13 protein-coding genes are annotated in these 13,969 nt (G+C 67.4%); 4 read left to right on the forward strand and 9 right to left on the reverse strand.

Going from position 1 to position 13,969, the window contains the following annotated elements; translation table 11 throughout:
• Positions 1–29: 29 nt before the first annotated feature.
• From ACHAAJ_RS06430 to pdhA, 3 genes are read right to left on the reverse strand one after another with little or no spacing between them, the layout of a single operon-like run.
• On the reverse strand, positions 30–1,400 hold the full coding sequence (locus ACHAAJ_RS06430) for a dihydrolipoamide acetyltransferase family protein (RefSeq protein WP_435727170.1): 1,371 nt from the start codon (positions 1,398–1,400) through the stop codon (positions 30–32).
• 2 nt (positions 1,401–1,402) lie between these two features.
• The gene (locus ACHAAJ_RS06435; protein ID WP_435727171.1) at positions 1,403–2,500 is read right to left on the reverse strand and encodes an alpha-ketoacid dehydrogenase subunit beta; all 1,098 of its coding nucleotides are present in this window, start codon (positions 2,498–2,500) and stop codon (positions 1,403–1,405) included.
• On the reverse strand, positions 2,497–3,729 hold the full coding sequence (gene pdhA / locus ACHAAJ_RS06440; RefSeq protein ID WP_435727172.1) for a pyruvate dehydrogenase (acetyl-transferring) E1 component subunit alpha: 1,233 nt from the start codon (positions 3,727–3,729) through the stop codon (positions 2,497–2,499). The genes ACHAAJ_RS06435 and pdhA overlap by 4 nt, the downstream gene beginning before the upstream one ends.
• A gap of 224 nt (positions 3,730–3,953) precedes the next feature.
• Here pdhA and ACHAAJ_RS06445 point away from each other — a divergent pair, with 224 nt between their 5' ends.
• Positions 3,954–4,403 carry an Lrp/AsnC family transcriptional regulator gene (locus ACHAAJ_RS06445; protein WP_435727173.1) on the forward strand — a complete coding sequence of 150 codons (450 nt, stop codon included), beginning with the start codon at positions 3,954–3,956 and terminating at the stop codon, positions 4,401–4,403.
• A gap of 11 nt (positions 4,404–4,414) precedes the next feature.
• Here the strand turns inward: ACHAAJ_RS06445 and ACHAAJ_RS06450 are convergent, their stop codons facing one another.
• From ACHAAJ_RS06450 to paaA, 6 genes are read right to left on the reverse strand one after another with little or no spacing between them, the layout of a single operon-like run.
• On the reverse strand, positions 4,415–5,254 hold the full coding sequence (locus ACHAAJ_RS06450; RefSeq protein WP_435727174.1) for an enoyl-CoA hydratase/isomerase family protein: 840 nt from the start codon (positions 5,252–5,254) through the stop codon (positions 4,415–4,417).
• A gap of 46 nt (positions 5,255–5,300) precedes the next feature.
• Positions 5,301–6,467: a 1,2-phenylacetyl-CoA epoxidase subunit PaaE gene (gene paaE, locus ACHAAJ_RS06455; protein ID WP_435727175.1), complete on the reverse strand. Its 1,167-nt coding sequence runs from the start codon at positions 6,465–6,467 to the stop codon at positions 5,301–5,303.
• Positions 6,464–6,952, reverse strand: a complete 489-nt coding sequence (paaD, locus tag ACHAAJ_RS06460; RefSeq protein WP_435727176.1) for a 1,2-phenylacetyl-CoA epoxidase subunit PaaD — start codon at positions 6,950–6,952, stop codon at positions 6,464–6,466. Before paaD ends, paaE begins: the two co-directional genes overlap by 4 nt.
• Positions 6,953–6,960: 8 nt before the next feature.
• Positions 6,961–7,824 (reverse strand): 1,2-phenylacetyl-CoA epoxidase subunit PaaC, encoded by an 864-nt coding sequence (gene paaC, locus ACHAAJ_RS06465; RefSeq protein WP_435727177.1) that lies wholly within the window; start codon positions 7,822–7,824, stop codon positions 6,961–6,963.
• The gene (paaB, locus tag ACHAAJ_RS06470; RefSeq protein ID WP_435727178.1) at positions 7,821–8,111 is read right to left on the reverse strand and encodes a 1,2-phenylacetyl-CoA epoxidase subunit PaaB; all 291 of its coding nucleotides are present in this window, start codon (positions 8,109–8,111) and stop codon (positions 7,821–7,823) included. Before paaB ends, paaC begins: the two co-directional genes overlap by 4 nt.
• A 1-nt stretch (position 8,112) precedes the next feature.
• Entirely contained in the window at positions 8,113–9,096 is a 984-nt protein-coding gene (gene paaA, locus ACHAAJ_RS06475; protein WP_435727179.1) for a 1,2-phenylacetyl-CoA epoxidase subunit PaaA, read from the reverse strand.
• Between the two features lie 131 nt (positions 9,097–9,227).
• Between paaA and ACHAAJ_RS06480 the strand changes: the two genes are divergently transcribed.
• The 3 genes from ACHAAJ_RS06480 to ACHAAJ_RS06490 all read left to right on the forward strand — a co-directional run bounded on the left by ACHAAJ_RS06480 (position 9,228) and on the right by ACHAAJ_RS06490 (position 13,954).
• Positions 9,228–10,715: an alanine/glycine:cation symporter family protein gene (locus ACHAAJ_RS06480; RefSeq protein ID WP_435727180.1), complete on the forward strand. Its 1,488-nt coding sequence runs from the start codon at positions 9,228–9,230 to the stop codon at positions 10,713–10,715.
• Between the two features lie 105 nt (positions 10,716–10,820).
• Positions 10,821–13,028 carry a S9 family peptidase gene (locus ACHAAJ_RS06485; RefSeq protein ID WP_435727181.1) on the forward strand — a complete coding sequence of 736 codons (2,208 nt, stop codon included), beginning with the start codon at positions 10,821–10,823 and terminating at the stop codon, positions 13,026–13,028.
• Positions 13,029–13,177: 149 nt separating this feature from the next.
• Entirely contained in the window at positions 13,178–13,954 is a 777-nt protein-coding gene (locus tag ACHAAJ_RS06490; protein WP_435727182.1) for a GVDTG sorting domain-containing protein, read from the forward strand.
• Positions 13,955–13,969 lie beyond the last annotated feature (15 nt).

Consider the following 13,969-nt stretch of genomic DNA (forward strand, 5'->3'; position numbering starts at 1 on the left):
GCCGCATGAGACGCCCGCCGGATTTACCCCTACAGATCCGCGAGTACCGATCCCGGGTTCTCGATCGCGTCAGCCACGTAGCGAAGGAATCCTCCGGCGGTTCCGCCGTCGCACACCCTGTGGTCGAAGGTCAGGGTCAACTCAGTCACCTTGCGGATTGCCAACTGCCCATCCACTACCCAAGGACGGTCAATGATCCGACCCACCCCGAGAATTGCAGCTTCGGGATAGTTGATGATGGCGGCCGACCCGTCGACCCCGAACACCCCATAGTTATTCAGCGTGAACGTTCCGCTGGTCAGGTCCGCGGGAGTCGCCTTGCCCTCACGCGCGACACCGGCCAGTCGCTTCAGTTCGGCGTCGAGCTCGCGAGCGCTCAGCCGATCCGCCTGACGGATGCTTGGCACCATCAGGCCGCGGTCGGTTTGCGCCGCGAAGCCCAGATTCACGCCATCGAACGAAACGATTTCCTGGCTACCGTCGGCAGCGGTTTCGACACGCGTATTCAACTCCGGGTACTTGGCGAGCCCCGCAAGGACAAACCGCGCAATGAACGCGAGAAGGCCTGGCGCCCCCGTTGGGTTCACCTTCTTCAGCGCCCCCCGCATCTCAACCAGCGCGGTGGCATCCACATCGACCCACACCGTGGCCTCGGGAATTTCCGCGCGGGAACGCGTCATGGCCTGTGCGATCGACTTCCGGACACCCTTGACAGGCATACGCGACATTCCAAGGCCCGAGCGGGCATCGAGATCCCCCGACTGCTTCGTGGGCGGAGCGGCATCGGTGGGTGGCGCCGTATCCGTGGCAGTACCGATGGCTGACTCCACATCGTGGCGGAGGACGAGCCCGCGCGGACCCGAGCCAGCGATGCGGGCCACATCAATCCCGTGCTCCCGGGCCAACTTGCGCACCAGCGGCGAAACAACCAACGGAGCCGTCGTCGTCTGCGCGGCCTCGGTTTTCGCGATCGCAGCCGGGGCGGCGACCCTCGGACGACGCGTACGCCTCGTCGCACCGCTCCCGCCGGGGGTCCCGTAACCGATAAGTACATTGCCGGACCCCGACTCCTCCTTGGGCGAAGCCTCCGCGGGAGCTGCCGGCTCGGCGGACGGCGCAGTGGCCCCGGCGCGTTCCTCCTCGCGGTACGCCTCCCCCGCCCCATCGGAAATGGAAACCAGCGGCTTGCCGACATCCATGGTGTCCCCAGCGGCTCCGAAGAGTTCGCTGACGACCCCCGCAAAAGGACTCGGAACCTCGACCATCGACTTCGCGGTTTCGACCTCAACGATCGGTTGGTCGACGGCAACGGTCTGCCCGACCTCCACCAGCCACGAGACAATCTCGGCCTCGGTCAGGCCCTCGCCGAGGTCGGGGAGCAGAAAGGTTTTGACGGGCATGGTCAGTTCTCCCACTGCAGGTCGTCGACGGCGTCGAGGATCCGGTCGACGCTCGGAAGGAAAAAGTGCTCGAGCTTGGGAGCCGGGAACGGGACATCGAAGCCCGTGACCCGCAGGACCGGCGCCGCGAGCGAATGGAAGCAGCGCTCCTGGACCCTGGCCACGATCTCGCTGGCCACCGAGGCGAATCCCGGCGTCTCGGCGATCACGACGGCGCGGCCCGTCTTGCGCACGGACGCGCAGACGGTTTCGTCGTCGAACGGCACGATGCTGCGCACGTCGATGACCTCGAGCGAGCGCCCCTCCTCGGCCGCGGCCGCAGCGGCGGCGAGCGCAGTGGGGACCGACGGCCCATAGGCGATCAGCGTCGCGTCCGTCCCGGTGCGGGCGACGGCGGCGCGGCCCTCGGTGCGTGCGGTGCCGGCGTCGTATTCCTCGCGTAGCGCTGGCAGGTCCAACAGCTCCTTGGACCAGTACAGCTTTTTCGGCTCCATGAACAGCACGGGGTCCTCGGAGTCGATGGCTTCACGGAGCATGCGGTAGGCGTCCACGACCGTGGCCGGCGCGAACACCTTGAGCCCGGGCGTGTGCGCGTAGTAGCTCTCGGACGAGTCGCAGTGGTGCTCGACGCCGCCGATGCCACCGGCGTACGGGACGCGGATGACCATGGGCATTTTGACAGCGCCGCGCGTTCGGTTGTGCATCTTGGCCACGTGCGAAAAGATCTGCTCGAGCGCAGGGTAGGCGAAGGCGTCGAACTGCATTTCGACGACGGGGCGCATGCCGTTCATGGCCATGCCGATCGCCATGCCGACAATGCCGGACTCGGCCAGCGGGGTGTCGAAGCAGCGCTGCTCGCCGAACCGCTCGGTCAGGCCGTCTGTAATGCGGAAGACGCCACCGAGCGTGCCGATGTCCTCCCCGAAGAGCACGACGCCGGAGTCGGCCTCCAGCGCGTCGGCGAGCGCCGTGTTGAGGGCCTTGCCGAACGTGACGGTTGCCGGAGCTTCGGCGGCCTCCGCGCCGCGGGCCGCGGCGCGCGCGGTGGCCGCGCTGACGTTGCCGTTGGCCAGGGAGGATGTGGTGACGTTCGTGCTCACTTGGCGTTCCCCTCTCGGGAGAGCTCATCGGCCAGCCGGGCGGACTGCTCGATCAGCTGCGGGGTGGGGTTGCTGAAGACATAGCGGAACAGATCCAGCGGGTCGACTTCGACTTCCTCGTTCAGCCCGTTGCGCAGGGCGGTCGCCACGTCCTCGGCGGCCGCCGCGATGCGCTCCGCTTCGGCGTCGTCCAGCAGGCCACGGTCGGCGAGGTAGGCCTGCATGCGGGAGACCGGGTCCTTGGCCATCCAGGCCTGGACCTCCGCGTCCTGCCGGTACCGCGTGGCGTCGTCGGCGTTGGTGTGTGCCTGCATCCGGTAGGTGTGTGCCTCCACCAGGAGGGGACCCGAACCCGCGCGGGCGAGCCGCACGGCCCGCCCGAGCACGGCCAGGAGCGCGACCAGGTCGTTGCCGTCCACGCGCTCCCCCGCCATGCCATAGCCGACGGCCTTATGCGCCAGCGAGGGTGCGACGGACTGGTGGGCCAGCGGAACGGAGATCGCGTATTGGTTGTTCTGGACGAAGAACACCACCGGCAGGTTGAACACGGCCGCGAAGTTCAGGGCCTCGTGGAAGTCGCCCTCGCTGGTCGCGCCGTCGCCGCACATGGCCAGCACCACGGTGTCCTCGCCACGGAGCTTCGCTGCGTGCGCGACACCTACGGCGTGGAGCAACTGGGTGGTCAGCGGGGTGCACTGAATGCCCACCTTGTACTTGGTGGGGTCGTATCCACCGTGCCAGTCGCCACGGAAGAGGGTCATGGCCTCAACGGGGTCCACGCCCTTGGTCATGACGGCCACGGAGTCGCGGTAGGTCGGGAACATCCAGTCCCCCTCGGCCAGGCAGAGGGCGGCCGCCACCTGGCAGGCCTCCTGGCCGTGGCTCGAGGGGTAGACGGCCATCCGGCCCTGGCGGACGAGGGCCGAATTCTGGTCGTTGACCCGGCGTCCGACGACGAGCCGTTCGTAGGCCCGGACAAGCTCCTCGTCCGACGGCACCGGGTATTCGTGCCCCGGCGCGGTTCCCTGATCCTCCGTCGCGCGGAGGTTACCGGCCTCGTCCACGATTTGGATCTGCCCGCGGGCGGGAAGGAGGTAGTCCTCGACCGAGATGCCAAAGTTCCGGCAGGCCTCGTCGAGGGCGGATCCGTGCGCGTGGCCGGCATGGTGCTCGGAACGCGCCTGGACCGCCTGCGCCGGCGCTTCGCCGACCTGGTCCGGATGGCTCATGGTGCTCCCCTGTTCTCGGTGGCGGCAGGCCTCGACGATCAGAGTGACCCGAACCACACCGTTCTGCAATTCTTGCCTCAAGTATGGAGATCGCGCACCATTCGTATCCACCTCCGCGGAGAATCATGGATAATTGGTGATCGAAACCCTTCTGAATTGGACGAATTGCCAATGTGAGCAGGGCCACGCCCGTTTTCGTAGACGCCACGATTGGATTCGCAGCCATGGAAGCAACACCCGTCCCGCTCGACGACGTCGACCGTCGCATCCTCGCGGAGCTCACGCGAGACGGCCGCCAGTCCGTGACTGCCATCGCCCATACGGTCCACGTCTCGCGCGCGCACGCCTATTCGCGGATCAACCGACTCCAGACCGAGGGGGTCATCACGCGTTACACGGCCGTGGTCGATCCCGTGCGCGCGGGACTGCGCTCTTCCGCCTACGTGACCCTGAAGCTGCGGCAGCATTCGTGGCGCGAAATGCGGGAGCGCCTCGCCGCGATTCCGGCGGTGCACCACATCGGCTTGGTGGGCGGGAACTTCGACGTCATCCTGCTGGTGCGCGCGCGGGACAACGTGGACCTGCGTCGCGTCGTCTTCGACGAGCTGCAGTCGATGCCGGGCGTGCTGGACACGCAGACGTTCCTGATCTTCGAGGACGTGGATACCCGTTAGGCGGTGCGCCGTTAGCTTCCCGGCGCGGCGGGAGCCGTCGTCTCCGCGAGACGGTCGAGGGTGTGGTTCCCGGCACCCCGAAAAGTGGGGGTGCGCTTTTCCCGGAACGCGGCGAATCCCTCTTCGTAGTCGGGGGTCGCGCACAGTTCCGCCTGCGCGGCGTTCTCCTGCGCCATGGACTCCCACAGCCCCAGCCGCCGGTCGCGAATGGAGGCCACGAGGCCCTTCGAGGCAACGAACGCCCCGGTCGCTCCCTGCGCCACGCGGGCGACGGTCGAACGGGTCGAATCGAGCAGTTCCTCGGCCGGCATGGCGCGGCTGAAGAGGCCGGAGCGCACGGCTTCGGCGCCGGAGACGAGCTCGGCCGTGTAGATCAGGTCCAGCGTCCGGTGCGCGCCGAGTCGCTCCGTGAACAGCCAGTGCCCGCCCGAGTCGAGTGTCGCGCCGAGGTTAGCGAAGGGCGACCCGATCTTCGCGTTCTCGGCCACGTAGACGACGTCGGTCGCGATCGCCAACCCGAGGCCGACGCCGAGGCACGCGCCCTGGACCGCGGCGAAGGTCGGCGCGGGGAAGGCCGACATCTTGCGCAGCAGCGGTTCCAGCAGGCCGCCGAGGTACCCCTGGACGTCGTCGTCCGCCGGCACGACGCCGGAGATGTCGCGTCCGGCGCAGAAGCCCCGGCCCTCGCCGCGCAGGAGCAGCGACCGCACCTCGCCGCGGCCGGCGGCGGCAGCGGCGTCGTCGTACGCCGCGGAGAGCTCCGCGAGCGCGTCGCCGTCCAGCGCATTCATCTTCTGCGGGGCGTTCAGCACCACCTCGGCAACGCCGTCGGCGATCACCAGATCGATCATGCGGGGGACTCCTGTTCTCTGGGGCTACGCGGCCGTTCCGTGGGTGCTACGCGTCGAAGTCGACGGAAACCTTGTCGCTGGTCGGGTGGGACTGGCAGGTCAACACGTAGCCGTCGGCAACCTCGTCCGGCTCCAGCGCATAGTTTTCGTCCATCTCCACGGTCCCGGTCACGACCTTGGCCCGGCACGTGCCGCAGACGCCACCGGCGCAGGCGAAAGGGACATCCGGCCGGACGCGCAGCGCCGCGTTAAGGATGCTTTCGCGCGCCGAAACCGGGCTCTTGACCTGACCCTGCAGCCCATCGAGTCGGAACTCGATCTCGTAGCCCCCACCGTCCTTGTCGTCGACGACGGGACGGCCGGTGTGCCCCTCCGGGCGCGCCGGCTGGCCGGTGGTGAACAGCTCGAAGCGGACCTTCTCCGGGTCCACGTTCTGCGCCGCAAGGTTGTCGCGGACCAGCTGCACCAACTCGAACGGGCCGCAGAGGAACCACTCGTCGACCTGGTCGGTTCGGATCACGGAGCCCAGCAGCGTGGTCAACTTCTCCGCATCGATCCGACCGGACAGCAACGGCGAGATCCGCTGTTCCCGCGACAGCACGTGGTGCAGCGCGAAGCGGGACGGGTAGCGGTCCTTAAGGTCCGCCAGTTCCTCCAGGAACATCACGTCCATGGCCGCCTTGTTCGCGTAGACCAGGTCGAAGCGCACGTTGTCGTTGGCGGCCAGCACGGTGCGGGCGATCGCCAGGACCGGAGTGATCCCGGAGCCGGCGGCGACGGCGACGAACACGTGGTCCTTGTCGGTGTCGATCGATTCCGGCTTGTTCAGGCCGGTCATCTTGTGCTTGGAGATGAAGGCCCCGGACGGACTCATCACGTCCATGGTGTCCCCGGCCGCCAGGCTCTCGTTCGCCCAGGTGGAGAACAGTCCGCCGAGGTCGCGCTTGATGGCCACCTTGATCTCGCCCGGCCGCGGCTCGGCGCAGATCGAGTAGCTGCGCCGGACCTCGCGGACCTCCCCGTCGTCGTGCCGGAGATCCTTGCGCAGCGCCACGTACTGGCCGGGGAGGTAGTCGTATTCGTCCTGAAGGCCGGACGGCACCGCGAAGGTGACTTCGATGGCGTCGGCGGTGAGGCGGCGAACCTCGGAGACCTCCAGCGTGTGGAAGGCGGCCCGGCGTCGCGCGCCCGCGGTTGTGGTCGTTTCCGTCATGAGAGCACCTTGAAGTAGTCGAAGGGTTCCAGGCAGTCCCTGCACTGGTAGAGGGCCTTGCAGGACGTGGAACCGAAACGGGAGAGTTCGCGCGTGTCCAGGGAGTGGCACCGGGGGCACTTGACCGTCAGTCCGAGCGTCACGGTACCGCGGTGGCCCTTGCCGGTCGGCGGGGCTATCCCGTACTCCTCCAGCTTGGCCTTGCCCGAATCGCTCATCCAGTCCGTGGACCAGGCCGGCGAGAGGACCAGGTCCACGCGGACCCGGCCGTAGCCGGCCGCGCCGAAGGCCGCCTCGAGATCCTGGCGGATGGCGTCCATCGCCGGGCATCCGGAATAGGTGGGCGTAATGGTGACGACGACGCCGTCCTCGCCATCCGCCTCGACCCCGCGCAGGATGCCGAGGTCCGCGATGGTGAGGACCGGAATCTCCGGGTCGGTGACCGACGCGGCGATGCGCAGGAGTTCGGGTGCCGTGGTGGACATGGTGGTTCCTACCAGCTCGCGCCGGGATGCTTGCGCGCGAGGACCTGCATCTCGGCGAGCATGAAGCCCAGGTGTTCCGAATGTTCGCCCTTGCGGCCGCCGCACATGGCGAACGGCAGTTTCGGGACCTCGAGGCCGGCGGCGTCCAAGGCGTCGGTGAATTCACGCTCCCAGTCTCCGCGGAGCGAGGACGGGCGGACGCCCGCGTCGCCGAGCTCGTCGTGCAGCGGCTCGTCGGCGAACATCTCGTCGACGTACGGCCACAGGGTGGCCAGCGCGGCACGCATGCGCCGGGCCGATTCCTCGGTCCCCTGGCCCAGGCGGAGGGTCCACTGGATCGCGTGGTCGCGGTGGTAGTCGACCTCCTTGACGGCCTTCGCGCTGACGGCGGCGATCGTGGCGTCGGATGAATCCAGCAGTCGCGTGTAGAGCAGGTGCTGGTAGATGGACACGATCAGCCCGCGCACGATCGTGGCGGCGAAATCGCCATTGGGCTGTTCAACGATGTGGAGGGAGCGGAACTCCTCCTCCTCGCGCCAATAGGCGAGGTCGTCCTCGGTCTGGTCCCATGCCAGGGCGGCATAGCTCAGGAACGAGCGCGCGTGGCCCAGCTGGTCCAGCGCGATGTTCCCAAGGGCGATGTCCTCCTCGATCTCCGGTCCGCGCGAGATCCAGTGGGAAAGTCGCTGCGCCAGGATGAGCGCGTCGTCGCCGAGCCGGACGGCGTAGCGCGCCACGGCGTCGGACGGCTTGTCGCGCTGGAGCTGGATATCCTCGGGGCGCAGGGCGTTGCCCGGGGTGACACGGGTGGCCGATGCGGACGAGTCGCCGTAGCTGTCGAAGCTGTGGTCGGTGGCTTCCGGTGCGCTCACAGGTGCTTCACGCCTTCGCTCTTCTTGTAGTACGTCGCGTGCCGGTAGTCCTTGCCCTGGGGGGATTCGAAGTACTGGCCCTTCGCGTCGGGGTCGGAGGCGACGATGTTTTCCGAGGCCACGACCCAGAGGGAGACTCCCTCGTTGCGGCGCGTGTAGAGGTCCCGCGCGTTGCGCACCGCCATCTCGGCATCCGGAGCGTGCAGCGAGCCCGCGTGCACGTGGGACAAGCCGCGCGAGGAGCGGACGAAGACCTCCCAGAGAGGCCAACCGTTTGATTCAGTCATGCTATGCGACCCTTTCCCGAGTCTTTTTGGCGTAGGCCGCGGCGGCCTCGCGAACCCATGCGCCCTCGCGGTGCGCCTCGCGGCGGTGCTCGAGGCGCTGGGCGTTGCACGGCCCGTTGCCGGCGATGACCGCGGAGAATTCCTCCCAGTCCAGATCCATGTGGAGCCACTTGCCGGATTCGGAGTCGAAGCGCAGCTCCGGGTCCGGCAGCGTGAGTCCCAGGACCTTGACCTGCTCGGCGATCATGCCCACGAAACGCTGGCGCAACTCGTCGTTCGAGAAGCGCTTGATGTTCCAGAGCATGGACTGCGAGGAGTTCGGCGAATCGCTGTCCGGGGGCCCGAACATCATCAGCGAGGGGGCATAGAAGCGGTTGACCGCGTCCTGCGCCATCTTCTTCTGCGCCTCGGTGCCGTGGGCGAGCTCCAGGAGGATCTCGAAGCCCTGCCGCTGGTGGAAGGACTCCTCCTTGCAGACACGCACCATCGCACGGCCGTACGGACCGTAGGAGGCGCGGCACAGCGGAACCTGGTTGGCGATGGCGGCACCGTCGACGAGCCACCCGATGGCCCCCATGTCCGCCCAGGAACGCGCCGGGTAGTTGAAGATCGAGGAGTACTTGGCCTTGCCGGAGAGCAACTGCTCGTTCAGCGTGTCCCGCGGGGTTCCGAGGGTCTCCGCGGCGGAGTACAGGTAGAGGCCGTGGCCGGCCTCGTCCTGCACCTTGGCCATGAGGATGGCCTTGCGCTTGAGCGACGGCGCCCTGGTGATCCAGTTGGCCTCGGGCTGCATTCCGATGATCTCGGAGTGCGCGTGCTGGGAGATCTGGCGCGTCAGCGTCTTGCGGTATCCCTCCGGCATCCAGTCCCGCGGCTCGATGCGCGAGTCCTGCGCGATGATGGCGTCGAAGTGCGCCTGGCCTTCCTGCTCCCCCGTATTCGGGACGGCGGAAAGGTGCCCGCCGGCGTCGTTCTGTGCACCCATCGTGCTCACCTCGCTGTGGCTTGTTTGAATTACCGACCGTTCGTTCAGAATATGCGGTCGGCGGTCACCCGTCAACACCGACGCGGGGCGGGACGGTGGCCCGCCACGCCAGCTTCGATACGCTCCACCGCATGGAACTGTTCGAAAACGAAGCCCTGGAAACCTGGCTCGCCGACAATGGCGACATCCTCTGGACGTACATCATGCTTCCGGTCATCATCGCCGTCGGCCTGTATTTTTCCGTCCGGACCGGCCTGGTCCAGTTGCGGATGATCCCGGCCATGCTCAAGTCCCTGACCGACAAGGCACTGGTCGACGAGCAGGGCCACAAGAAATCCATCTCCGCCTTCCAGGCCTTCACGGTCTCGGCGGCGTCCCGCGTCGGCGTCGGCAACGTGGCCGGAGTGGCCACCGCCATCGCCGTCGGTGGGCCCGGCGCCATCTTCTGGATGTGGGCCATGGCCTTCGTAGGCGGCGCATCCAGCTTCATCGAGTCCACGCTCGGCCAGCTCTACAAGGTCCGCGCCAAGGACGGCTATCGGGGCGGCCCGGCCTACTACATGCAACGCGGCCTCAAGGCCCGCTGGATGGGCATCATCTTCGCGGTGATCCTGGTGGTCTGCTTCCCGTTCGCGTTCAGTTCCCTGCAGGCCAACACCATCGCCCAGTCGGTCGCCGGTGCGCTCGGCCAGGACGGGGCGAACGCATCGACGGCGATCGTGGTCGGCGTCGCGCTCGCCGTGCTCACCGCGCTCGTCGTGTTCGGCGGCATCCGCCGCATCGCGCTCGTCACCGAGTCCCTCGTACCGTCCATGGCCGTGCTCTACGTCCTGCTCGGCCTCGTGATCGTCGCGCTCAACATCACCGAGTTCCCCCGCGTGTTCGCACTCATCTTCAGCGAGGCGTTCAACTTCCAGTCCGCCATCGGCGGCGGCATCGGCACCGTCATCCTCACCGGCATCAAGCGCGGCATGTTCTCCAACGAGGCCGGACTGGGCTCCTCCCCCAACGCAGGCGCCACGGCCTCGGTCACCCACCCGGTGAAGCAGGGGCTGGTGCAGACCCTCGGCGTCTACTTCGACACCTTCGTCATCTGCACCGTCACGGCCTTCATCATCCTGGTGTCCGTGCCCGACCCGGTCGGCGAATCCCGCGGCATCGCCCTGACGCAGACGGCGATCACGTCCTCACTCGGCAACTGGGCCTCGATCCTCCTGGCGGTCATCATCTTCCTCCTGGCTTTCAGCTCCATCATCGGCAACTACTACTACGGCGAATCCAACGTCGGTTTCATCACGGACAACCCCACGGCCATGGGCGTCTACCGCTCCCTGGCCACGGCCGCCGTCTTCGTCGGATCACTCGCCACCGTCAACGCCATCTGGAACTTCGCGGACTCGATCATGGGCCTGATGGCCCTCGTCAACCTCATCGCCATCGCGCTGCTGGCCAAGCCGGCCATCCTGCTGCTCAAGCACTACATGGAGCAGTACAAGCGGGGAGAAGACCCCGTGTTCGTGGCCTCGGACCTGCCCCAACTCGAGGGCATCGAATGCTGGGAACGCGAAGACGTCGCCACGCACGCCCAACCGATCGTCGCCAAACGCAAGCGGCCGTAAACGTTCGGTCCCCCGGTCGCGGGTCCGCCCGTGCCGCGCACGCCGACGGCGAACACTGCGTCTGCCGGCTGGGAACGCGCATGCGATGCGGGTTGAATGGTGCCCATGAGCGAAACGACCGCACAGCACCAGACGCGCCAAGACACGGCAACGGACGGCACCCGCCCGCCGGTCGCCAAGAAGGTTCCCGTACGGCGCAGCCACCACGGCGACACCTTCGTCGACGACTACGAGTGGCTGCGCGAGAAGGAAAGCCCCGAGGTCGTGGAGCACCTGAAGTCCGAACACGCCTACATGGAGGCGACCACGGCGCACCAGCAGCCGCTGCGGGACGCGATCTTCGCCGAGATCAAGGAGCGCACGGAGGAAACGGACCTCTCGGTTCCCGCGCGCAAGCGCGGCTGGTGGTACTTCACCCGCACCGAGGAGGGCAAGCAGTACGCCACCCACTGCCGCGTGGCGGCCACGGACACCGGCGACGCCACGGCCGACTGGATGCCTCCCGTTCTCGAGCCGGGCGTGCCGTTCGCCGGCGAGGAGGTCATCCTCGATTCCAACGCCGAGGCGGAGGGCAAGCCGTTCTTCTCGCTCGGCGGCATGGCCGTCACCGAGGACGGCGCACTGCTGGCCTACACGCAGGACAACGCCGGCGACGAGCGCTTCACCCTGCGGATCAAGGACCTTTCCACGGGCGACCTCCTGCCGGACACTATCCAGGACGTCTTCTACGGCCTGGCCTTCTCCCCCGACGGAAACCGAATCTTCTACACCGTCGTCGACGACTCCTGGCGCCCGCACCAGATCAAGGTGCACGTCCTCGGCACGGCCCCGGAGGCCGACGTCGTATTGTTCCAGGAGGACGACCCGGGCATGTGGCTCGGATTCGACCTGGCGCCGGACCGGCGCGAACTGCTGATCGGCATCGGCAACTCGGAGTGCAGCGAGACGCACACCTTGGACCTGGTCGACCCCGCCGCGGCACCGCGACTGCTGCTCTCGCGCGACGAGCGGATCCTCCACGGCATGGACCCGGTGGTCCTGGACGGCACCGCCGAACGCTCCTACCTCGTGACGCACAACCACGGGGCGGTGAACAACATGGTGTCGCTGGTCCACGGGGCGGAGTTCGCCAAACCCCTCGCCGACCAGCACTGGGCAACCGTGCTGGAGCACCGAGACGACGTGAAGGTGGAGGGAACCGCCGTCACGTCGACGCATGCGGTGGTTTCCGTCCGCAAGGACACCACGGAGCGGATCCAGGTCTTGCCGCTTGCCGGCCTCGGCACGCGGGACCAGGCGGCTCCCGCGGAGCCGGCCTTCGACGAGGAGCTCTACACGTGCTCGCTGGCCAACGCCGAGTTCGATTCGCCGCTGATCCGGCTGAGCTACACCAGCTACACGGTTCCGCCGCGGGTCTACGACTACACGCTGGCCGACGGCGGACTCGCGTTGCGCAAGGAAACGCCCGTCAAGGGGGGCTACGACCCCGCCGACTACGTGGCCGAGCGGGATTGGGCCACGGCCCCGGACGGTGCCCGCATCCCGGTGAGCATAGTGCGCCGCCGCGACATCCTGCCGGACGGGACCAACCCGGCCCTGGTCTACGGCTACGGCAGCTACGAGGTCAGCATGGACCCCGGATTCGCCATCGGGCGGCTGAGCCTGCTGGACCGCGGCGTGGTGTTCGTCGTCGCGCACGTGCGCGGCGGCGGCGAGCTGGGGCGCCAGTGGTACGACGACGGCAAGAAGCTCGCGAAGAAGCACACCTTCAGCGATTTCATCACCGTGACCGAACACGTGGCGGCCTCCGGGTGGGCGAATCCGCGGCGGATCGCCGCGATGGGCGGCTCCGCCGGCGGCCTGCTGATGGGCGCCGTCGCCAACCTGGCGCCGCAGCTGTACCGCGCCATCGTCGCGCAGGTCCCGTTCGTGGACGCGCTCACCACGATCCTGGATCCCGAGCTGCCGCTGTCGGCCCTCGAGTGGGAGGAGTGGGGAAACCCGATCACCGACCGCGAGGTCTACGAGTACATGCGGTCCTACAGCCCCTACGAAAACGTCATGGATGTCCCGTACCCGCGGATCGCCGCCGTCACCAGTTTCAACGACACGCGCGTGCTGTACGTGGAGCCCGCGAAGTGGGTGCAGAAGCTCCGGGAGCACACCACCGGGTCCGAGCCGATCGTCATGAAGATCGAGATGGACGGCGGCCACGGCGGCGCGTCCGGGCGATACGAGGGGTGGAAGGATCGCGCATGGGACTATGCGTTCGCGCTCGATGCCCTCGGCGCGACGGAGCGGCTGGAGCGCTGACCGTCCCCCATTCCGTGTGGAATTAAAAACTTTCTCGGTTTCTTCCCAATCCAATCCTGCCGTGCGTTCCGAATGAGATGCGTATCACAGTAATGATCGTGGAACTCTGTTGCCGTCTCTGGCGGCGCACCAAAGGAGGAAAGATTTCAATGAGGAAACTACAACTACTCGCAGTTCCGGCGTTGGCACTGGGCATGGTTGCTGCTGCGGCCACCGGCGCATCGGCGAACACCGAAACCGAAAACTACCAGGCCGAACTGAAGGAACTGAACGGAAGCGGCGGTTCCGGTTCCAGCATGATCAGCATCACCGGAGACCAGGCCACCGTGACCCAGGAGGTCACCGGCCTCGCCGAGACCTTCGACGGGAACCCCTACCCCCACGTCCAGCACATCCACATCACCACCGACACCCAAGGGACCTGTCCCACCCCGGACGCGGACGAGAACGGCGACGGGGTCGTCAGCACCACCGAGGGCGTTCCGTCCTACGGCATGATCGGGACCACGCTCTCAACCAGCGGGGACACCAGCGACAAGACCGCATTGGACCTGACGCTGGCCGGCATGGGTGGCAGCTTCACCTATGAGCGCACCTTCACGATGAACGCCAAGACCATCGAGGCGATCCAAGCCGGCAACGGCACGGTGATCGTGCACGGTTTGGATCCGGCAACGCTCAGCGACGAAGCGGCGGAAGCGGAATCGGACCTGGACCCGGCACTGCCGCTGGCGGCAACATCGCCGGCCCTGTGCGGGACGCTGGCCGTCTCGCAGATGGACATGCCCATCGGCAACCCGGAAACCGGTGGCGGCAACACCGCCGGCATGGACACCGAGAAGATCGCCCTCGGCGGGGGCCTGATGCTGGCCGCCGCCGGAGCCGGCCTCTACCTGGTCCGCCGCCGCCAAGCGGGCCAGAACTAAGCAAGCAGACATCGG

The organism is Arthrobacter arnarulunnguaqae (assembly GCF_051262515.1).
Taxonomy (GTDB): domain Bacteria; phylum Actinomycetota; class Actinomycetes; order Actinomycetales; family Micrococcaceae; genus Arthrobacter_N.

What these genes read in the sequence shown, in the direction of transcription:
- paaE (WP_435727175.1), bottom strand. Translation starts at nt 6,467, where the DNA reads ATGACGGAAACGACCACAACCGCGGGCGCGCGACGCCGGGCCGCCTTC.
- paaD (WP_435727176.1), bottom strand. Translation starts at nt 6,952, where the DNA reads ATGTCCACCACGGCACCCGAACTCCTGCGCATCGCCGCGTCGGTCACC.
- paaA (WP_435727179.1), bottom strand. Translation starts at nt 9,096, where the DNA reads ATGGGTGCACAGAACGACGCCGGCGGGCACCTTTCCGCCGTCCCGAAT.
- pdhA (WP_435727172.1), bottom strand. Translation starts at nt 3,729, where the DNA reads ATGAGCCATCCGGACCAGGTCGGCGAAGCGCCGGCGCAGGCGGTCCAG.
- ACHAAJ_RS06480 (WP_435727180.1), top strand. Translation starts at nt 9,228, where the DNA reads ATGGAACTGTTCGAAAACGAAGCCCTGGAAACCTGGCTCGCCGACAAT.
- ACHAAJ_RS06490 (WP_435727182.1), top strand. Translation starts at nt 13,178, where the DNA reads ATGAGGAAACTACAACTACTCGCAGTTCCGGCGTTGGCACTGGGCATG.
- ACHAAJ_RS06485 (WP_435727181.1), top strand. Translation starts at nt 10,821, where the DNA reads ATGAGCGAAACGACCGCACAGCACCAGACGCGCCAAGACACGGCAACG.
- ACHAAJ_RS06430 (WP_435727170.1), bottom strand. Translation starts at nt 1,400, where the DNA reads ATGCCCGTCAAAACCTTTCTGCTCCCCGACCTCGGCGAGGGCCTGACC.
- paaB (WP_435727178.1), bottom strand. Translation starts at nt 8,111, where the DNA reads ATGACTGAATCAAACGGTTGGCCTCTCTGGGAGGTCTTCGTCCGCTCC.
- ACHAAJ_RS06450 (WP_435727174.1), bottom strand. Translation starts at nt 5,254, where the DNA reads ATGATCGATCTGGTGATCGCCGACGGCGTTGCCGAGGTGGTGCTGAAC.
- ACHAAJ_RS06445 (WP_435727173.1), top strand. Translation starts at nt 3,954, where the DNA reads ATGGAAGCAACACCCGTCCCGCTCGACGACGTCGACCGTCGCATCCTC.